Genomic DNA, 20007 nt, shown 5'->3' with positions numbered 1-20007 from the left:
GTAACTAGCATGAAGTAAAAGACTACATCAACAACGAAACCGAACAAACCAAGAAAGCCTTATTCTAACTTCACAGAAAAAAACTATCCGCCCAGTGTAAGTTACTGGATACGGATAGTTTTTATACACTACAATATCTCCCCTTCCTCAAAGACATCCATGGTCCGCTCAAAGGTCCGCTGGATATTCTCCCGGTCAATCTCAATCAGGTAATCGTAGATAATATCGCACATAATAATAATGGGTAATTGCGGGGAAATCCGGTTGCCGGAATTCAAATTCTTCACTGTCGCCACACGCACAATTTCATTAAATTGGTCCTTCAATGACACATCGAAATTAGCTGTCACCAAGAGCGTATAGGCTCCCTGTTTAGCTGCTTGGCGCAGGCTGTTGAGGACCACCTTCTTCTGTCCCGAGATACTAAAGCCGAGGACACAACACTCCTCATCGATAACTACCTGGTGGACGCGCATGGCATCGGCATCACTCACCGTAGCGCTCACGATCCCTAGGCGCAACAAGCGGCTGGTCATCTCCTCAGCAGCTAGGGCGGAACTCCCTACGCCATAAATAATCACCCGCTTGGCTTGACGGATGGCATGGGCAATCCGGAAGAGTTGGTCTGAATTGGCTAAATTATAGCTTTTATTTAGGATGGCATTGTAGTCAGATAAGACTTTTTCAATGTTTTGACTGGCGGGATCATCTTGCTTCTTGGGCAAACCTGTCCGATAATCATAGAGAAACTCTCGGTAACCCGAATAGCCCAACTTCTTAGCAAAACGGGTAAAAGTTGCCGGGGACACATGGAGGCTCTCCCCTAGGTGTTCAATGGAGTAGTCTTCGTCCTGGTGGCTGTCCTCAACGAAGTAATCCGCCACAATCCGTTCCGTTGACGTTAGAGATTCATAAGACGTCTCAATCAAAGGTAGAATACTCTGCGAAAATTTAATCATAACCTTCTCCTCTATCTCCTCTTTGTCGATTGGTTGATATTTATCATTTTCTTTTTTAGGGCTAGCTTCTTTATATTCCTTCTACTTAAGAGCAGGAGTGGAGCTTGAGTTTGGTCGTTAGCTACGGCTCTTTAACGGCCAAACTCAAAGCAGAACGGATGCTCGCCAGCACTATTTAGTTAAGAGACTATGCTCACTCTCTATTATAGCCAAATACCCAAAAAATTTCCCTAGCCACTTGTCTCATCTCGAGCCAGGCCCTAGGGAAATTTTTTATTCGTTTTTTATTTACTAAACTCAGGATGTTCTTGGAGGAAATGGTAGACAGCCCCTAAGCGGCCAGCTTCATTACCCAAGCCTGCAGCTGCAATCTTTTCGGGCAAGAAGAAGTCACTCTCAATCCGCTCTGCTAGGGCTTGTTCAATCCGAGGCAGGAGGATAGCTGACTGGGCCATGACGCCCCCTCCTAAGATAATGGCATCTGGGTTCAAGAGATAGACCATGGGCAGCAAGCCCTGGGCCAGGGCTTCCGTGAACTGACGGATGGCTTGGTCTGCCTTGTCATCTCCTCTCTGGTAAGCCGCAAAGACCTCCCGACCTGTGACCTGGTCCTGGCCGGTCATCGCGGCATAGTTCCGACAGAGGGCGGTCGTCGACGCGACATCTTGGAAGCGGTCCGAGCCAACCGGGAGATAGCCCACTTCGCCTGCACTAAACTGGCGACCGAAGTGAATCTTGCCATCGATGAGGACAGCGCCTCCTACTCCTGTGCCAATGGTCAAACATATGAGACTGGCGTCTGGCGCATAGTCCCCCAACCAGAACTCCCCATAGGCTGCTGCATTGACATCATTTAGGATACTGAAGGGCAAGCCTCGTCCTTCTTCAATGACCTGGCGGAAATTCGTTCCCTGGTAAGCGGGGATGGTGTAGCCCGAATAGATGACCTTCCCCGCTTGGGAGTCAATGACTCCGGCGCTGGAGATGGCCACCCCATCCAGACCCCCTACACTTGCTTGGTAGTCATCCACTAGGGCCAAGACCTGGTCAAGAATGCCATTGGTCTGGTCTTCAATAGAGACTGCTGTCGCTTCTTCCCTAAAGTGTCCCAGGGATTGACCGAGAGCGTCATAGAGGTCTGACTTGATAGTTGTCCCCCCAATATCAATGGCTAGAATCTTCATGGCAAACGCTCCTTAATCGTATTTGACCTTGAAGACAGCCTTCTTGATGCTCTGGCTCTTATCCACAATCAAGCCGGTCTTATGGACGTCTTCTCGGTCTAAGACTAAGATTTGACCAGGTGCAATGATTAGCTCTGATTGGGCGGGGCCTTCAGAAGCTTGGAAGTCATCGCCTGGGTCATAGTCGCCCAAAATCATATGGGCGATGAAGTTATGGGCAATCCGTTCCTTGCCTTCAATAGGCACATGGATATCAATATAGTCCCGGTGACTCTCCCACACCCTCTGGTCCGGCGTGGTCGTGTCATAGGCAATCACATTGTAGAAGAAACCCTCTTCAATCGGATAGTTGCCTGGCTCATCTTCTGAAATATCATGGGTCTTGAGATAGGCCGCCACCCGGTGCAGGGCTTGGCGGTCCGTATAAGTTAAGTGGTTCATATCATAGAGTTCCATTAGTCTCTCACCATCCAATCAGCATTTTCTTTAATTTCAGGGATATCATAAATGGTTGTGTATTTCGGTGCTTGGGCCTGGTCAGTCTTAAAGATCAAGGAAACCACATAGCCGACGATCAGAGAAACCGCGATTGAGATCAGGGAGTAAGCCCAGATACTCACGCTATCAGCTGGCAGGACATATTTGACACAGATCATGACGATAGAAGACACGATCAAGGCAGCGTAAGCCCCATACTTGTTGGCACGCTTGGAGAAGACGCCGAGGATGAAAACCCCGCCGAGGACCCCAAGGACCAGTCCCATAAAGCTGTTAAACCATTCGTAAGCGGATACAATTTCAGAGTGGGCTAAGATAATCGAGATCACAATTGAGAAGATCCCAACTCCTAGAGATACCCAGCGGGCAATCCAAGTCCGCTTGGCGTCATCGAGGTCCTCAGTCAGTAAGTCCTGGATATCCAAGGTCCAAGAAGTGGCAACTGAGTTCAGCCCAGTGGATAAGGTGGACTGGCTAGCGGCATAAATAGCAGCTAGGAGGACACCGGTAATCCCAACTGGTAAGCGGTAGGCAATGAAGTAGGTGAAGATTTGGTCTTGGGGCATTTGCGCGCCTGGATCTGATGGGTTTTGGATTTGATAGTAGGCATAGAGCCCGGTCCCAATCAGATAGAAGACGGTCGCAATGAAGATTGACAGGGCCCCATTGGTGAACATCATCTTGTTTAATTTCTTAATATCTTGGGTCGTGGTAAAGCGTTGGACAATATCTTGACTGGAAATATAAGACGATAAGGTATTAAAGCCTGCCCCGACAACCAAGAGGAAGACTGAAGTGTGCAAGAGATTGGGATCGAAGAGCACTTCATCTGGCCCTAAGAACTTATCGGCTGTCAAGTGGTTCATAATGGTGCCAAAGCCCCCATCCAGATCATGGATCAAGAAGACGAGGGACAAGGTCACCCCAACTAGGAGGACAGAGCCTTGGATAAAGTCCGTCCAAAGTACCGACTTAATCCCACCGGTGAAGGAGTAGACAATAGCGACAGCCCCCATTAGGATGATCAGGATATTCACATTAATCCCTGTTAGGAGAGCCAGGGCAGCTGAAGGCAGGTACATGATGATAGACATCCGCCCTACTTGGTAGATAATAAAGAGCGCTGCCCCGATAATACGTAGAATCTTAGAGTCAAAGCGTTTGTCAAGGTAGTCATAGGCTGTATCAATATCTAGCCTGGCATAAATCGGTAAGAAGTAACGAATGGCAATCGGTATGGCCACCAACATCCCTAATTGGGCAAACCACATGATCCAAGTCCCGGCATAAGAGTTCCCGGCCAGGGACATAAAGGATATCGGGCTCAAAAGAGTCGCAAAGATAGAAACAGAAGTCACATACCAGGGGATGGACCCATCCCCCTTGAAGAACTCCTTACCCTGCATCTCACGTTTTGAAAAGAATAAACCTGCAATCAACACCGCTAATAGATAGACAATCAGGATAATTAAATCGATTGTCGTAAACCCGCCTGAATTCATAGCTAGTCTCCTCCCCACAAGCCAGCACGGCTATTTCATTAACTATACATACTCTTTGTAAATACGGTCTGCTTCCTTAATTTGTGCTTCTGTCATTGAAGCCATTGGTTTCCGGCTTAAGAAGTCCCCTTGGTCGCAACCTTGTAATTGTAAGAGACGTTTCAAGGTTGGGTAGAGGCCGTTGGCGAGAACGGCTTCAATCAAGTCGTTACTTTCCTTTTGGAGTTGACGGGCCTTGGCTAAGTCATTGTCAGCCACTGCATCGAGGATCCCCTTGGCTCGGATGCCGTTCACATTGTAGGTTGATCCGATGGCCCCATCGACTTGGTAAATGGCTGCTGGGAATAACATTTCGTCAAAGCCGGAGTAAATCTTGGTATCTGGGAAGGCATGACGGAGACGTTCTAACAAGAAGAAGTCAGCAGCGGTGAATTTCACCCCGATAATATTATCAATAGCCAGTAATTCATTGAATTCAGCCATGCCCATGCCAATTCCGGTCAAAGCTGGGATAGAGTAGATGATCAAATCATTGTCAACAGCCGCTGTAATGTCTTCATAATAAGCCTTCACTTCAGGGAAGGAGAACTTATAGTAGAAAGGTGTCACAGCAGATACGGCATCGTAGTCTAAATCGGTCGCATATTGCCCTAATTCGATGGCTTCGTATAAGTTGGTCCCACCGATTTGGGCAATCAATTTAACAGCATCGCCTGCTTCATCCTTTACAATATCAAAGATTTGCTTCTTGGTTTCTTTTTCGAGGAGGAAGTTTTCCCCGGTTGACCCGCCAACATATAGGCCGTCCACCTTCATGTCATCAATGTCATGGCGGACGATTTGACGGAGGCCCGCTTCATTAACCTTACCTTCCGCATCGAAAGGTACGAGGAGCGCTGCGATAATGCCTTTGATATCTTTTCCTGTACGTTTAGTCATTTTAAAAACCCTTTCTATCTATTGATGAATTTTAGTGACAAATTTTTCTGTAATTAATTGGGGGCGGGTAATGGCTGAGCCGACAACTACGCTGTAAACTCCGAGGTCAAGCACCCGTCGCGCCTTGTCTGGAGTATCAATGTTCCCCTCTGCAATAATGGGATGGTCGACTTGGTCTAGGGCTTGGCGGATCAATTCGAAATCATTGGCTTCGATCTTGAGTTCCTTACTTTGTTCTGTGTACCCCACCATGGTCGTCCCAATATAATCAAAGCCTAAACGATCAGCCTCTAACATTTCATCTAAGGTGGAGCAATCCGCCATCAATGCTTGGTCGGGATACTTGGCCTTAATTTCTTTCACAAAATCCTCTAATTTTTGATTGTTGGGCCGCTTAGAAACTGTGGCATCCAAGGCAATCACTTCAACCCCCGTGGCCACTAAGGCATCAATTTCTTTCATGGTTGGGGTGATATAAATCTCTGCGTCCGGATAGTCCTGCTTGATAATCCCAATAATGGGAAGGTCTACGACTTCTTTGATTGCTTCAATATCTGCCACAGAATTGCTGCGAATCCCCTTGGCACCGCCTTCCTGGGCTGCAACCGCCATCCGCGACATAATATATGAACTGTGCAAAGGCTCATCATCAAGTGCCTGGCAGGAAACAATCAATTCGCCTTTTGCCGACTCTAGCATCTTTAATCCCTCCTATAAATTTTGTAATCCTTTACATGCCTTATTCTATGCTAATGCAAACCCTTTTTCAATATAATGGCGATAAACTGAAAGTACTTTTATTTTATGAAGATTATCATTAGTTTTTAGCTCAGTTGGGTGAATTTACTTTCAGGGAAAATCCTCCATTTAGTCCATAAAAAAAACAGCACTAGAGACTTATCTAGCACTGTTTGCAGCTGTTAGATTAAAAGGGCTTCCTGATTTTAAGCATACTCGCTCTCGATATATGGAATCACATCCGCCAAAGATTCTTTGACCGCCACAGCCTTCTTCATCACTTCTTCGTCTGCTGGGATCAAATCAGGAACCACAATTGTTGGAAGTCCTGCCCGGTAGGCTGCTCGGACGCCATTCTTTGAATCTTCAAGAACCAAAACTTCCTGCTTATCTTCGGTATGAGTCAGGTCAAAAGCTTTTAGATAAATTTCGGGGTCAGGCTTGGCTCGCTTGACTTCATTGCCAGCTACTATCCCTTCGAAATAACCAGCGATCCCCTTTCCCTCTAGGTTGCGGATAATCTCATCCCGCCGACTGCTCGAAGCAATATAGAGCTTAATCTGTCGCGACCTGAGATAGTCGAGCAAGTCATAAAGCCCCTTTTTGTCATCGATATTATCGGGATCTTTTAAGGCTTCCTCGATGTATCGAACCGTCAAAGCGATAAAGTCATCGACTTGCGGCTGTCCTTCATAGTGCTTATGAATATAAGCTAACGTTTCTTGCTCATTTGTCCCAAGATAGCCTTTGAACACTTCGATATCATAGTCAAGGCCTAGCTCATCCGCAGCCCGCTTCGTCTGCTCGTAACCCACCTTCTCTGTATCAAACATCAAACCATCCATATCAAAAATCACTGCTTTTAATGCTTTCATGATACCCTCCTAGGTCCATAAATAAGGTGAAGTCCGTTCTATTTTGTAAATCTTTAATTATACAATAACAGCGCTCAGACATCTTGTCTAGCGCTGTTATGGTGTCTTCCCCTATAAAGAGGATCTATTTTTTCTCTGCAGCATACTCTGCGTTACGCTTCTTCATTTGTTTGGCATACCAAACAAAGAGCAAGGTGTAAATCACTAGAGCGATGGCGGCATAGATAATGAATTCAATTTGACCTTGGGAGGCATTCCCAACAAAGTAAGCTAAGAATTTTTCAACTGGGCCTTCAATGGTCGTCCCTGAAATTAAGGCCGAGCTATCAACTCCTGCTGGGAAGGCGCCGACTTTCTTAGCAGTTTCGGTAACGAAGGGTGCCATGATGGTCCCAGCGTATAGGAAGGTTGGGAGAACCAGTGCCCCGATCGTAATCATCCGAATGATCTTACCGCGAGTCACCACCAAGAGGGCTGGGGTCAAGCCCATGGCGATAATCCCAGCTAAAGGCATGATCCCATTCTTAGGTAAGATGAGTGCTTCAAGCAACATAATCGGAGCTAGGACATTGGCTGCTGCCCAGACTTCTGCACGCCCCGCAATGAAAGGCCAGTCCAGGCCGATATTGAAGGTACGCCCTTCGAAACGTTTACTGGTAAAATCGGTTACCCCTTGGGATAATGGTTCGACTGAGGCGATGAACCAGGAACCAATGACAGAGAAGAGCTCCAAGCAGGCTGCTGCGGTGAAGGCTAAAGTCAAGATCTTGTCTGGACTTTGGCCGCCGAGGATCCCAACAAAGAGTCCCAGGTAGATCCCGATAGCAAATTTTGATCCCCAGAAGCCAATCTTATTATTGAGCTTGGCTGCGTCAAAGTCATATTTATCTAGCCAGGGGAATAATTTGTCGAAAACCTTATCGAAAACCATGATGATCGGGTTCATCATATAGTTCATGTGGGTCGTTGTCATAGGGTTGCCATCTGGGGCATTCATTAAATCGTTGAAAGTTGGCTTCATCAAGTCTGAGTTGATGATCTTCAGGACTCCGATGAAGACAACCAAGATGGTAGCGACCAAGAGGGGAGCCCCACAATAGATTGCAAATAAACCAACTAGGGATAAATGCCAAACGTCAAAGATATCGACGTCCAAGGTGTTAGTCTTATTGGCTACCAACATGAGGATATTGACAACCAAAAGGATCAACATGAAGTAGAGGGTATAGGGCGACCCCCAGGTGATGGTTGCCATCGGTGCCCAACCAACGTCCGTAATATTTAACTGTAGCCCCGTCCCCTTAACGAAGTCTGCTAAGGCTTCTGAGAAGGAGGACGTGAGGATATTCATGATCGCCCCAACCCCGGTTAAGGCAATTCCTAGTTTAATCCCACCTTCAAGGGCTTTAGAGAATTTCACGCGAAAACATAAGGCCAAGACCGTTAGCACAATTGTCATCAGAGGGGCAGGCCCTAAATCGATAATTGGCTGCAGAATCGTATTGGCAAATTCAATGATGCCATCCATTTTTATCCACTCCTACTAAGGCTTCTAAACTAACCCAGCCCTTTAATCACTTGCTCGATTTCATTATAAACAGGCTCAGCCATGGCAGGAATACGATAAAGGATTGGTCCAGCGTTGACCACTGGAATTGGAATTTCAAAGCCTAAATCCGTATCCGCAATTTGAGCAAAGATATCGTATTTTTCCATCATGTCTTCTGAAATATCCTTGATCATCACGGCATCACAATGGACATCATAACCTCTATTTGAGAGTTCTGTCTCTAAGGCATCTTTGATTTGGTGGCTGGAGTTAACCCCTGCGCCACATGCTGCTAGAATTTTGACCATTTTCTACACCATTTCCTTTCTAGAAGTTCTCTTGTAAAAATTGATAGATTGCTTTAGGATCTTCGCTGGCTAGGAAGTCTTCAATTTTGTCTGCATCTGTCCGGTTAAAGAAATCCATGACTTGGGCCAGTAGACCAGCCTGGGCTTCAGCATCTTTATTTAGGAGCATAAAGAGGAAGCCAACTTCAAGGGCCTGGTCAGGCTGGATCATGCTGTGGAAGGTCACAGGCTTTGTGAGCTTAATGGGCACAATCCGTGTCACCGTCACATATTCTGATTCGGTATGAGGAATCGCAATGTTAGAGAAATTGGGATTCACAGGCTGCATATCTAAGGCTGTAGGATAGTTCTTCTCTCTTTCAATTAAGCTGTCGAGGAAGCCCTCTTTAACCAAGTCTAGTTGCTTAAGCTCTTGGTCAACTTGTCTAAAGATTTCCTCTGCATTCTCTCCCCCAAGAACAAAGCAGGTCTCCGGAGCAAATAAGCTGCTCGTCATAGTATCCCCTCTCTATTCTGCTGAAATCTTATCGGTCCAAGGCGTTGCAGTGTCCGCTAAGACTTGGTTTAAGTTTTGGATATTTTCCTTACCTTGGGTGCTCAACCATTCCCGGCAAGCGGCTTCGCCTTTTTCTGCATATTCTGGAACGGAGTCTGCCCAAGTCGCACGGCCACATAATACCCCGTTGAAGGCTGCACCGGCTTCTTTGGCGAATTTCAAGGTGTCTTGGAAGAGTTGGGCAGATACCCCACCTGATAGGTAGATATAAGGTAAGTCTGTTGCGGCGTCTTGTTCTTGGAAGAATTTCTTGGCTTCTTCTTGGCTATAAACTGCTTCGTCGCCATAACCTTCCACGAAGTTCATATTGACTGGCACTTCAACCTTGAGCACGTCCACTTGGTAGCGGTCATCGGAGAAGACTTTAACCGCTTCATTGACCTTGTGTGGGCGAACTTTAGCATATTCTTTGCCTTTCGCATCATCAATATTGGCATCATAGGATAGGATTTCAAGGAAGAAGGGGATATCTTCTGCCTGGCATTCGCTCCCGATCCGTTCAACGAAGGCGTGTTTCCAATTATTAATCTTTTCGTCTTCATCTACATCATAGTAGAGGAGGAATTTAACGGCGTCAGCGCCTTCTTCTTTGATGCGCTTGGCTGACCAGTCTGGTAGGAGGTCAGGTAGGCGGCCCACTTCGGAAGCATCGTAGCCTGTTTCTTCATAAGCTAGGAGTAAGCCACAATCGCTATCCTTCTTAGCAGCGGCAGGTAAGCCGTATTCTGGGTCCAATAAGATGGAAGCCGCATAAGGGGTCAATTCTTCTGAAATGGCAATCTTAAACTGTTCCACTTCTTTTTGAATATCTTCAACTTCCCCTGCACTTTGGAGCATCTTCTTCAAGGAACCCCGTTGGTCAATGGCTAAGGCAGAAATCACCTGGTTGTCAGTTGATAGTTTCTTCAAGTGGTCGAGCTTGGCTTGTGAGACTTTCTTCATTTGTAAACACTCCTCTTCCAAATGTTTGTTTTTGTTTATCTGTTGTGTTTATATTATAACGCTTCCACTAAATTGTCAAGGACTTTATATAAAGGCTTTCATTTTTGTTATAGACGGAATTAACTATATATTTATAGGATTTGTCTGACTATCTTATTTTTCTTTGTTAAATTTTGCGAGCGAAAGGATTGACTTTCGCATTCAAACATACTAAACTATAAACAAACAGATTCAAACAATGCTTTTTAATGATGGAAGGAAGGCTATGAAATGAAAGTAGTTATTGGAGCAGACCAAGGCGGTTTCGAACTTAAAGAAACCATCAAAGCTTATTTGGAAACAACAGACCATGAGATTATCGATGTGACTGAGACACCAGCCAAGGACTTCATTGCCTCAACTGCAGCAATCGTCGACAAGGTTCAGGCAGATGATAAAACATTAGGCATCGCTATTGATGCTTACGGCGTGGGCAGCTTCATGGCCGGAACCAAGCACAAGGGCGCTATCGTCGCCAACCTATCTGATGAACGGACAGCCTATATGACCCGGGAACACAACAACGCCCGCATCATTACCCTAGGCCAAGAAATTGTTGGCCCTGAATTGGCCCGCAATATTGTGCGTGAATTCCTGAAAGCAGACTATGCTGCTGGACGCCACCAAGTCCGCGTCGATATGCTCAACGAAATGTGCTAGTTCGTCAGACTGAGGAGGTTAAAAAAATGAAAATTGCTATTGGTTGTGACCATATTGTGACAGATATTAAGATTGCCCTTGCGGATACCTTAAGAGAGAAGGGCCATGAGGTGATCGATGTCGGAACTTACGGCTTCGTCCGCACCCACTACCCTATCTTCGGGAAACGGGTTGGCGAACTCGTGGCTTCTGGCGATGTCGACTTCGGGGTTGTCCTTTGCGGGACTGGTGTTGGGATTTCCAATGCAGCCAATAAGGTCGCTGGGACACGGACTGCCCTGGTTCGCGACATGACCAGTGCCCTCTACGCCCGGCGTGAATTAGACGCCAACATTATCGCTTTTGGCGGCAAGATCACAGGGGAATTCTTGATGAGCGATATTATCGAAGCTTTCATTCACGAAGACTACCAAGAAACACCTGAAAACAAGGCCCTCATTGAACAAATTGCCAGCCTAGATAGTCAAGATGACAGTAAACATAGCGACCATCTCTTCGATACATATCTCGAAAAATGGAATGAAGGCTATTACCACGATTAGGGCCTGATGGATTCCATGACTTGAAACACTGTAGTTAGGCCGATAGACACCAGCTACAGTGTTTCTCAGTTTTCTTACACAAATTCTGCTAGTGAGCATACATTGCGCTTTTGAATTTGGTCCTTAAATTTTAGAGGGTCAAGAACGGCTAAAGCCGTTTTGTACTATATCCGTAAGTCGCTAGCGCTCCAACGGCTATAGCAGCATCGGCTCGAGCAGCTTCAGCTCTTGGAGCGAAGCGACTTATGCGATAGCTGTTCGAACAGCGTGAGATTACAGATATCGTATGCTGGCCAGAGGTGAAGTTCAAGGCTGCGCGAGCAGCGTTGTTACCTTCTTCTCGCCTAGCGAGACTCAAAGAATTAGAGTGCGACAAAAGTCGGTTAAGCCTGAACCACTGGAGCAAAATCTAGAAGAGCCTTGCTAAAGGCTCGCCTAGATTTTGTGAAGTGGAGTCAGGGTTGACTTTTGGAGCAGGTTTGGGCTAGTAACGGCTAACGCCTACGTTCCGTAATTCGCTTCGCTTGCTTATACGTGGCTAAGGACCAACTTCAACGCTCCACTCCTGCTCATAACCGAACAGATGACTTTCTGTTTATTAAATAGGAGAATTAAAAATAAAAATTCTAATCCCGCTTCAGAAAGGAGCCTCTCCCATGATTTTAACTGTGACGATGAATCCTTCGATCGATATTTCTTACCCTATTGACCATCTTGAAATTGATGGGGTGACCAGATGCCAGGAAGTCAGTAAGACGGCTGGTGGTAAGGGCTTGAATGTTGCCCGGGTGATCCACCAGCTCGACGAAGATGTCTTAACCACTGGCATTCTAGGTGGCCACCATGGCGCCTTCATCAAGGACCAGCTCGACCGTGACGGCATCAAGAATGCTTTCTCAACTTGTGCAGGTGAAACCCGAGACTCGATTGCTATCCTCCACGAGGGCAAGCAGACCGAAATCCTCGAAAGCGGCCCAACTATCTCTAAAGAAGAAGAGGCAGCCTTTCTCGACCAATTTCAAGGCCTACTAGACCAGGTGGACACCATGACCATCTCAGGTTCCATGGCTAAGGGTCTCTCCCCCGACCTCTATACTGAGCTCATCCGCCGCGCCGCCCAAGCCGGCGTAGCTACTTTACTCGATAGCTCCGGTCAATTCTTAGCTGACGCCATCGCAAGTTCCGACAAGCCCCTCTTGATTAAGCCCAACCACCATGAACTGGGGGACCTCATTGGTGAGACCCTCGACCCTAGCGACCTCGACAGCCTCCACCAAGCGCTCTTGAATCCTCGTTTCCAAGGCATTGAATGGATTGTGGTATCCTTAGGTGGTGAGGGCGCCTTCGTCAAGCACCAAGACAAGTTCTACAAGGCGAATATTCCAAGTATTGAAGTCGTTAACCCCGTTGGCTCTGGCGACTCCACGATCGCTGGCCTAGCCATTGCCATCAGCCAGCACAAGTCGCCAGAAGAGGTCATCAAATATGGGATGACGGCTGGAATTTTAAATACTATGGAGAAGAAGACAGGGCATGTAAACCCTGACAACTTCCAAACTATCTATGACCAAATTGAAATTAAAAACTATCCGAACACCTAAAATTCTTTAGGGAAAGGAGCTAGCAAGATGTTAAAAGAGGATCGTTTAAATTATATCGTGGAGGAGGTCAACCACTACGGGCATATCAAGGTAACTGATATCATCGACCAACTCCATGTCTCTGACATGACCATCCGGCGTGACCTCGATGAATTAGAGAAGCGCGGCCAACTGCGCCGGGTCCACGGGGGAGCAGTCAGCCTGAATGATTATCCCAATAAGGAACTCTCCCATCGCGACAAAAAAATCATCAACATTGATCTCAAAAAAGCGGCTGCGCGTGCCGCCCTCCCCTATCTCAAGCCAGGTGAAACCATCTTCTTGGGACCAGGGACAACCATGGAAATCTTTGCTAGCATGATGGACGACATGGACCTGCGCGTGGTGACCAATTGCCTGCCTGTCTTTAAGACCCTCAACGAGAAATCAAAACAGATGAAACTCTACCTAGTGGGCGGCGAAATGCGGAAGATCACCGAATCCTTCCACGGCTCTATTACTAATGCCGCCCTGGCTAGTATCAACTTCCATAAGGCCTTCGTTTCCTGTAATGGCTTGAATAATTCCGATATTATGACTGCCACCTTCGAAGAAGGCAACGCCCAAAAGATCGCTTTGAATAATTCGACCGAACGCTACTTAATTATCGATAGCTCTAAGATCGACAAGCGCGATTTCTATACTTACTACAAGCTTGAAGACATCACTAAGGTCTTCATTGACCACAACGAACCTCTCATCCGACCTCTTGAAGCTAGCACGAAGATCGAGAGTGGTGAGGTGGAACGTTAAACTTTATAATGATTAATAAACTAGCAGCTCGACCTTATCGGCCGAACTGCTAGTTTTTTGTTGGTAATAGTAAAGTATGTTGGTGAGGGTCACCATTCCGCTTGTGAACTTGCTGCTTGTGAACGTTCGAATCTGGGTTCTAATTGGAAGTAGAAAGTAACGAACTTTCAAATGGGAGCCCTAGTCGAAAGTTGCTCGCCGTGAACTTTCAAACAGAGCCCTCATTCGAAAGTAGCTCATTAAAAGATCTATTCAACTCTCTACAATAAAAACAATCTAGCAAGCTTAAACAGTGCTTTGCTAGATTGTTTTCGTTAGGAATGATGTGTTACCTGCCTTTGCTCACAAACTGAATCTTACTTGTCCATATTTCTTAACTTAAAAATTAAAAAGTTGAGAAATTAGCTTCCACTAACTTCTCAACTTTTATCTAAAGATCTATTTCCTCACCTTCACTAGAACTAACATACCACTACGAGCGATTAGTCTTTCATTTTTTGTTAGCTTTTGTTTTGCTAAGGAGAGAACCCCCGATTGCTGTAAAGACTAATCCTAAACCAATCGATAAGAAAGATGTTGTGGCAGAAGTTTGCGGCAGTCTTCTTCCGTCTTCTTCTTTAACTAATTTTTGAAGAAGATCTTTGTCTTTATAAACAAAGGGTGTGTCGCTAACAGGTCTTTTATCAAGTCTAATCTGTTCAGCTGCTACTATCTGTTCGTCTTCTTTCTGATCTGAATTCGCTTGTTGTTCATCTACCTGGCTAGTCTCTTCGATGTCAGGCGTTACAAGAGCTGGATCCTCGGCTGTAATAGTCGTATCCTCTTCAGCTTCGGGCTTATCTACTTGTCCTCCACTTGAGCCTTGGTCGCCCTCGACTTGACCAGGTTCTGGATCTAACTTATCGTCTTCCTCACCCTTGATTGGATCTTGATCACCTTGGTCTGGTTCTGAATCTTGGTGTCCTTCTTCCTCACCTTTGCTTGGATTTTGGTCGCCTTGGTCTGGTTCTGAATCTAGCTTACCGTCTTCCTCACCCTTGATTGGATTTTGGTCGCCTTGGTCTGGTTCTGAATCTGGCTTACCGTCTTCCTCACCCTTGATTGGATCTTGGTCGCCTTGGCCATCTCCTGAATCTGGCTTACTATCTTCTTCACCTGTGCTTGGATCTTGATCGCCTTGGCCAGGTTTTGGTCGTTGGTTCTCTTCCTCCTGCGCAAGGCTTAGTTCAGAGAGTGCATTAACGCGGTCTAACAGCTCTGTTTTTCCTTGGCTATTATCTGGCACAGCTTGAATCATTTGCTTCAGAGCTTTTAGCGCTTGATTATACTGGCTCAGTTGACTAACTAACGGCACAGTATCAATGTTTGGATCCTTTTGTGCGCTTTCAATCTTTTCGGTCAGTATATTTTCATAATTTTCAAGGAGCGCTAGGCCTTCTTCAAGCTTGGCGAGAGGTGATTCAGTAGCTTCAGCTTCTCCTGTATGATAGAAGGTCATTTCACGGCCAGAAACAAAATCTCCCACCGCTTTTTGGACGGTCATTCGTATATATTGTGCTGTCACATCTGATAAGTCAAATTGCTTCACTTGATTATCATGAGACCACTTAATTGAGCTTGGAATTTCAGTCCAATTTTCACCATCGCTACTGTATTCAATTGTCCCTTCTAAAATTGTCCCATTACCTGCATCTGTACGTGGATAGTACTCTAATCGATCTAAGTGATAAGCTTTCTTAAAGTCAAAGACAATCGTTTCAGGAACCGCTTGTGTTTGCCATTTGGAGTGATACTGGCTGTTAAAATCACCATCAACTAAATTACTTATTTCACTTCCTGGCTGATCAGGTTTATCCGCTACTACTTCAATTTCTCGGATAACACTATCTTCCACATCCGTAATTGTGCCATCATTGGCTAGTAAGTTACTACCAATTAGCATTGGATCTTCCAGACTTAAATCAACTGGTCCATCCTTCTTAACACGTAAGGTAAAGCTGATAATATCAATCTTCTCAGCATCTATAGGTTGGCTACCTCCATCGTTGACCAGAATAGCATTCACTGTCCGTGTATTGTCTGAGTGCGAACGTACTCTCGAGAAGTTATTCATATCAGCTAAGGCATTGTTGGTGTTAACTTGGTCATTAACAACTTCATAGCGATCGCCGTCAATCGTATAAGTTGCGTTGATGGCTTGAACATTTTTGAGTCCATTCCCACGTAAAACAACCTTCACCTCATCACCGGCTTTCGCTTCCTCTTGACTGGTTACCCACTCTAAAGAACCGTAAGCTTGACGGATAGGATACAATTTCGATTGATTCATTTGATGGGTAACAAGATAAATATCATAAGCATCAATCGCATCGTTCTTGTTAGAATCCGCCCGTTCAACATAGCCTTCAAAGTCTGAATCTCCTCGTTTTAGACCTGCATAGTTTCTAAACGAAGTTAAATCGTTTTCGTTAATCAAACCATCATTTGTAATATCTCCAACCACATAACCTTCATCGCCATCTTGATGATAGAACAACATCTCATTACCTGATACGAAGTCTCCAACCGCTTGATTAACATTTACACGAACGTATCTCGCTTCCAACGTAGATAAATCAATGGTTTTCATTTCATTATCTGCGGACCATTGGAAGGCGTTATCTGTCGGCTTCCAATTCACACCATCGATCGAATACTGAATATCCCCCTGTAAGATAGTCCCATTACCTGCATCTGTACGTGGATAGTATTCCATTTTGTCTAGTTTGTAAGCGCGCCCTAGGTCAAAGGTTAAAGCTTCCGGAACAGCCTTCTTACCCCAATCTGAGTGGTAGGTGCTTGCCAAATCACCATCCACTAGATTAGACAAGTCTTGTCCTGATTGAGCAGGGGTATTGGAACTGACTACAATATCTTTCACCGCATTACGATAAGGGTCTTCAGCTGTTTGTTGAACAATTTCTGTCGACCATGGTGTCACTTGGTCCCCAATAATAGCACGAACCTTGTAACTATGCTCAGTTTCTGGATCTAATCCATTATGAACAAAGTGGTTATCCAGTATATTGGTATAGACGATGCCATCTGCCAGCACTTCATAACGGTCTGCCTGATCAACAGCTGTCCAGTTTAGTGGTACGGAATAGGCACCTAAGCCATCTGCTGCTACTTGAACGTTTGGTGCTTCACCGCTTTCACCTACAATCGGAGTGAATTTATTCTGATCATATTCAAAACCATCTAATTCCACTCGAACTTCTGTCTGAGTCACATCATAGCTGTCAGTGATCACACGTAGAACAGGGTTCTTGATCAATTCCTTGCCGTAGTATTTACCTTCTTCAGTTGAAAATTGATTTAAATTAGGTGCCTTATCGTAATAATAAACATTTTTGCCATTATTGAATTCATCTAATGAATTAACTTCGGTTAAGCTTACTTTCTCTCCATTAATGAATAGTTCAACAGCCTGCGGTTTTTTAGTGGTGTTGACATTAAATTGAGTACGTTTTTGAGCGGTTTGCCCATCAAAATTACCTTGACTTGGGTTAACCGTTAGTACAACATGGCCATCTTCTGCAGCATTAGATTGGATGCGTGTTGTTGCACGTCCTCCATTCGTGTAATCCATTGATACTCCATCATCTTCCACTAAAGTGAATTGACTTTCACCATCTGGATAGAAGCTTATCTTACGCAATGTCCGATCAATATCTTTAGGGTTGTTATTTGGAGCATTGACCGGAATAATCGCTCCGCTTCTTACAAAGACTGGTGTTTTCCAAATTGGAGCTTCAAAATTATTCAACATTTGTCCACCATCGTAGACGTCTCCAGTGAAATAATCGATCCAACGACTGCCTTTAGGTAGGTAAATTTCATTACGGATATCATTACCCTCTTGATCAGCCGATGTATTCTCATAAATGGGAGCGACTAGGAAACTATCACCATACATATATTGGTAATTCATACGATCTGTATAGTTTATCTCCTCATTTGGGAAATCAATAAACATAGCTCGAACAACCGGTTTTCCATCTTCCGCATGGTGATGGATACTATAAGTATAAGGCAAAAGAATCGACTTCAATTTGTTGTAAGAACGATTAATATCAGTTGTTGTTGCATCAAAAGCGAAAGGATTTTTAGGATTAGATCCCCAACCATCCATGTTCAATAGCATGGTTGTAAATGTTTTCCATTGGTAATCCCGTGTATTGATGACAGGGTTATTGCCCCCAAATATGCCATCCACATCGGAAGTAATGTTAGGCTGACCGGATAGTCCAGTACCAATATAAGTTGGAATGTGGAATCGAATATACTCCCATTGTCCACCAGTTTGGTCACCTGTCCAAATGCTTGCGTAATGCTGTGTACCGCCCCAACCATCTAAGGAAATGATAAAGGGACGCATACCGCCACTTTCTTCAACCATAATTTTGGCAGAATTTTGTACACCGTTTAGCCCAAAGGAATAGCCAGGACCTACCCAAGCAACGTCTGTTTTCAAAACGCGGACTAAGCCTTCACTCACTTCTTTAGCTAAGTCTCTTTGCAACAAGGCTGGTTGTGATTCATCAGGTGTCAATTCAGATTGGGTCCATAGCCCCGTCTTAACATTAAAGTTCTTATCGGCCCATTCTGAGAATTCTCGTAAGTTTTTGATATTACCGTCTAGGGTATCTTCTTGACCATAACCTGCTCCATAGCCATCATTCACTAGCATCCATCCTAGTGGCATATCGTGCTTCTTATAGCGTAATAATTCTGCACGCGCTGTAAATGGATAATTCTTATCACTAGGTTCGCCATTTAATGTTTCTTTGATACCCTCACGATTTCCTAAAGCTGAGGGCTGTACCTCAACAAACCATTTTCCGATTTCATCGAAGTAAATAGCACCCGGCGTGTTCTCAGTCGCTTCTAACCAATAATCACGGTTATAGGCATTCAAATGACCTTCATAATAAGCAAACTCAGGAAGAACAATGGGTTTCCCTGTGATTTCATAATAGCCCTTGATAATATCTTGAGCTTTATCAGCAATAATATAATAAGCATCGAATCTTTCTTCTTCATGTTTAGTAGCAACTTCATCTGCTTGACTATATTCAAAGTCATATTGCCCTTTGACAAAGGTATTTCTTAAAACTCCGTAACCGTCTGTTGAAAAATAGAAAGGACTAGGAGAGGCTACCCCACCATCCGTCCATACATTTTCATTTTCAATATTGATTTTATTTCCTTTATGTGCGAAACGCCCGTTCTGGGTCCCGCCCCCGAAATAATGACTCTTTTCATTTGATTTTAAATACTGGGTTGTATCAGTATCAGAAATGACTAAAGGCTTAGCCTCTTCCAAGACAATATTTCCACTCTGGGCATTTTTTATTTTCATTAAGGACGTATTTTTATCCAAGTCAACAACAATCTGATTCGTTGCAATACGCAGGATATTCCCTACTTCTGACACAATTGGAACCACTGACTGTTTAATAAAATCACTTTTGACAATTTGAGCCGGTTTATCTGCTCGAGAAGGTAAGGGATTCGAAAAATTACCATTAGGATCAATATAGTATCTAAAAATATTATCTTGATTAAAGACTAATTGCCCCTTTTCACCAGTTTCATAGTCTAATTCAATAACATTGTCATTTTGTCGATAGTTATTAATGGCTCCGAGTCCGTTATCTTCTGAAGATAGGTCGATATCTGCCGCGCGCACTTTGAAATGACCTTTATCGTTTCGCTCGTCTTCCTGATTTTTTTCTACTACGGAATCCGCTACATTTTTAGAAGGGATAGCTTCTTTCTCTTCTAACGGTTTTTGGTCTTCACCTTTTTCTCCTACACTAGCAGCTTCAGAATTAGGGGTAGTTTGTTCAGTTCCAACTTTTTTAGTCTTTTCTTCATGGCCAGATTCATTAGCCTTTTCTGTTTTCTTCTGATTTAAAGACTCATCTGAGCTAGTTAGCGAGTCTTGTTCTGATGAGAGCCCAGGCTCTTCCGCTAGTTCAGAATTAACAGGAAGCCGCTCTTCCTGCTTATCAACAGAGGAAGCAGACACTAATTCTTCAGCAAGCACAACTTCTGAACTTTGATAGATACAGGCTAGTCCGATTAAACATGACATTAAGCCTAACTTTGTCTTACGAAGGCTAAAGTAGCTATGTTTGTCAGTCATTTTCTTCTCTTGTTCAAAACGATTGTTTTTACCCAGCATATTTTACTCCTCCTAATATAAAACGCTTTCAAAACTGCTGCAAAAAAATCCCCAAGAGCCTGTTAAGCTCTTGGGTATTTCTATAATAGTC

The 20007-nt window shown here is 44.7% G+C and carries 16 protein-coding genes; 4 read left to right on the top strand and 12 right to left on the bottom strand.

The window, feature by feature from the left end; genetic code table 11:
* Positions 1-128 precede the first annotated feature (128 nt).
* The 11 genes from QP339_RS03250 to lacD form a co-directional block, all read right to left on the bottom strand.
* The gene (locus QP339_RS03250; protein ID WP_284910402.1) at positions 129-959 is read right to left on the bottom strand and encodes a MurR/RpiR family transcriptional regulator; all 831 of its coding nucleotides are present in this window, start codon (positions 957-959) and stop codon (positions 129-131) included.
* Positions 960-1243: 284 nt separating this feature from the next.
* Positions 1244-2143, bottom strand: a complete 900-nt coding sequence (locus QP339_RS03245; protein WP_284910401.1) for an ROK family protein — start codon at positions 2141-2143, stop codon at positions 1244-1246.
* A gap of 12 nt (positions 2144-2155) precedes the next feature.
* Positions 2156-2599, bottom strand: coding sequence for a NanQ anomerase/TabA/YiaL family protein (locus QP339_RS03240; protein WP_284910400.1), 444 nt, complete (start codon positions 2597-2599; stop codon positions 2156-2158).
* Positions 2599-4143 carry a sodium:solute symporter family protein gene (locus QP339_RS03235; protein ID WP_284910399.1) on the bottom strand — a complete coding sequence of 515 codons (1545 nt, stop codon included), beginning with the start codon at positions 4141-4143 and terminating at the stop codon, positions 2599-2601. Before QP339_RS03235 ends, QP339_RS03240 begins: the two co-directional genes overlap by 1 nt.
* A 42-nt stretch (positions 4144-4185) precedes the next feature.
* On the bottom strand, positions 4186-5082 hold the full coding sequence (locus tag QP339_RS03230; RefSeq protein WP_070620666.1) for an N-acetylneuraminate lyase: 897 nt from the start codon (positions 5080-5082) through the stop codon (positions 4186-4188).
* 18 nt (positions 5083-5100) lie between these two features.
* Positions 5101-5781, bottom strand: coding sequence for an N-acetylmannosamine-6-phosphate 2-epimerase (locus QP339_RS03225; protein WP_284910398.1), 681 nt, complete (start codon positions 5779-5781; stop codon positions 5101-5103).
* A gap of 245 nt (positions 5782-6026) precedes the next feature.
* The gene (locus QP339_RS03220) at positions 6027-6695 is read right to left on the bottom strand and encodes an HAD family hydrolase (RefSeq protein ID WP_284910397.1); all 669 of its coding nucleotides are present in this window, start codon (positions 6693-6695) and stop codon (positions 6027-6029) included.
* A gap of 124 nt (positions 6696-6819) precedes the next feature.
* Positions 6820-8223, bottom strand: coding sequence for a PTS galactitol transporter subunit IIC (locus QP339_RS03215; protein WP_284910396.1), 1404 nt, complete (start codon positions 8221-8223; stop codon positions 6820-6822).
* Between the two features lie 29 nt (positions 8224-8252).
* Entirely contained in the window at positions 8253-8552 is a 300-nt protein-coding gene (locus QP339_RS03210; RefSeq protein WP_284910395.1) for a PTS sugar transporter subunit IIB, read from the bottom strand.
* 19 nt (positions 8553-8571) lie between these two features.
* Positions 8572-9048, bottom strand: a complete 477-nt coding sequence (locus tag QP339_RS03205) for a PTS sugar transporter subunit IIA (RefSeq protein ID WP_284910394.1) — start codon at positions 9046-9048, stop codon at positions 8572-8574.
* A 12-nt stretch (positions 9049-9060) separates the two neighbouring features.
* On the bottom strand, positions 9061-10050 hold the full coding sequence (gene lacD / locus QP339_RS03200; protein WP_070620647.1) for a tagatose-bisphosphate aldolase: 990 nt from the start codon (positions 10048-10050) through the stop codon (positions 9061-9063).
* A gap of 270 nt (positions 10051-10320) precedes the next feature.
* Between lacD and lacA the strand changes: the two genes are divergently transcribed.
* From lacA to QP339_RS03180, 4 genes are all read left to right on the top strand, one after another.
* The gene (lacA, locus tag QP339_RS03195; RefSeq protein WP_070620644.1) at positions 10321-10749 is read left to right on the top strand and encodes a galactose-6-phosphate isomerase subunit LacA; all 429 of its coding nucleotides are present in this window, start codon (positions 10321-10323) and stop codon (positions 10747-10749) included.
* 26 nt (positions 10750-10775) lie between these two features.
* On the top strand, positions 10776-11291 hold the full coding sequence (gene lacB, locus QP339_RS03190) for a galactose-6-phosphate isomerase subunit LacB (RefSeq protein ID WP_284910393.1): 516 nt from the start codon (positions 10776-10778) through the stop codon (positions 11289-11291).
* 656 nt (positions 11292-11947) lie between these two features.
* The gene (locus QP339_RS03185; protein ID WP_284910392.1) at positions 11948-12892 is read left to right on the top strand and encodes a hexose kinase; all 945 of its coding nucleotides are present in this window, start codon (positions 11948-11950) and stop codon (positions 12890-12892) included.
* Between the two features lie 27 nt (positions 12893-12919).
* Positions 12920-13684, top strand: a complete 765-nt coding sequence (locus QP339_RS03180) for a DeoR/GlpR family DNA-binding transcription regulator (RefSeq protein ID WP_070620635.1) — start codon at positions 12920-12922, stop codon at positions 13682-13684.
* Positions 13685-14174: 490 nt separating this feature from the next.
* Here QP339_RS03180 and QP339_RS03175 read toward each other — a convergent pair whose 3' ends face one another.
* Positions 14175-19916, bottom strand: a complete 5742-nt coding sequence (locus QP339_RS03175; protein ID WP_284910391.1) for a discoidin domain-containing protein — start codon at positions 19914-19916, stop codon at positions 14175-14177.
* Between the last annotated feature and the right edge of the window lie 91 nt (positions 19917-20007).

The sequence above is a fragment of the Aerococcus sp. UMB7834 genome (assembly GCF_030215145.1).
Taxonomy (GTDB): Bacteria; Bacillota; Bacilli; order Lactobacillales; family Aerococcaceae; genus Aerococcus.
The sequence above is the reverse complement of the archived record's forward strand: the minus strand, read 5'-3'. Positions and strand labels throughout refer to the sequence as shown.

Excerpts from the sequence above, each read along its gene's own strand:
- QP339_RS03250 (WP_284910402.1), bottom strand. The coding sequence starts at position 959 with ATGATTAAATTTTCGCAGAGTATTCTACCTTTGATTGAGACGTCTTAT.
- QP339_RS03245 (WP_284910401.1), bottom strand. The coding sequence starts at position 2,143 with ATGAAGATTCTAGCCATTGATATTGGGGGGACAACTATCAAGTCAGAC.
- QP339_RS03240 (WP_284910400.1), bottom strand. The coding sequence starts at position 2,599 with ATGGAACTCTATGATATGAACCACTTAACTTATACGGACCGCCAAGCC.
- QP339_RS03235 (WP_284910399.1), bottom strand. The coding sequence starts at position 4,143 with ATGAATTCAGGCGGGTTTACGACAATCGATTTAATTATCCTGATTGTC.
- QP339_RS03230 (WP_070620666.1), bottom strand. The coding sequence starts at position 5,082 with ATGACTAAACGTACAGGAAAAGATATCAAAGGCATTATCGCAGCGCTC.
- QP339_RS03225 (WP_284910398.1), bottom strand. The coding sequence starts at position 5,781 with ATGCTAGAGTCGGCAAAAGGCGAATTGATTGTTTCCTGCCAGGCACTT.
- QP339_RS03220 (WP_284910397.1), bottom strand. The coding sequence starts at position 6,695 with ATGAAAGCATTAAAAGCAGTGATTTTTGATATGGATGGTTTGATGTTT.
- QP339_RS03215 (WP_284910396.1), bottom strand. The coding sequence starts at position 8,223 with ATGGATGGCATCATTGAATTTGCCAATACGATTCTGCAGCCAATTATC.
- QP339_RS03210 (WP_284910395.1), bottom strand. The coding sequence starts at position 8,552 with ATGGTCAAAATTCTAGCAGCATGTGGCGCAGGGGTTAACTCCAGCCAC.
- QP339_RS03205 (WP_284910394.1), bottom strand. The coding sequence starts at position 9,048 with ATGACGAGCAGCTTATTTGCTCCGGAGACCTGCTTTGTTCTTGGGGGA.
- lacD (WP_070620647.1), bottom strand. The coding sequence starts at position 10,050 with ATGAAGAAAGTCTCACAAGCCAAGCTCGACCACTTGAAGAAACTATCA.
- lacA (WP_070620644.1), top strand. The coding sequence starts at position 10,321 with ATGAAAGTAGTTATTGGAGCAGACCAAGGCGGTTTCGAACTTAAAGAA.
- lacB (WP_284910393.1), top strand. The coding sequence starts at position 10,776 with ATGAAAATTGCTATTGGTTGTGACCATATTGTGACAGATATTAAGATT.
- QP339_RS03185 (WP_284910392.1), top strand. The coding sequence starts at position 11,948 with ATGATTTTAACTGTGACGATGAATCCTTCGATCGATATTTCTTACCCT.
- QP339_RS03180 (WP_070620635.1), top strand. The coding sequence starts at position 12,920 with ATGTTAAAAGAGGATCGTTTAAATTATATCGTGGAGGAGGTCAACCAC.
- QP339_RS03175 (WP_284910391.1), bottom strand. The coding sequence starts at position 19,916 with ATGCTGGGTAAAAACAATCGTTTTGAACAAGAGAAGAAAATGACTGAC.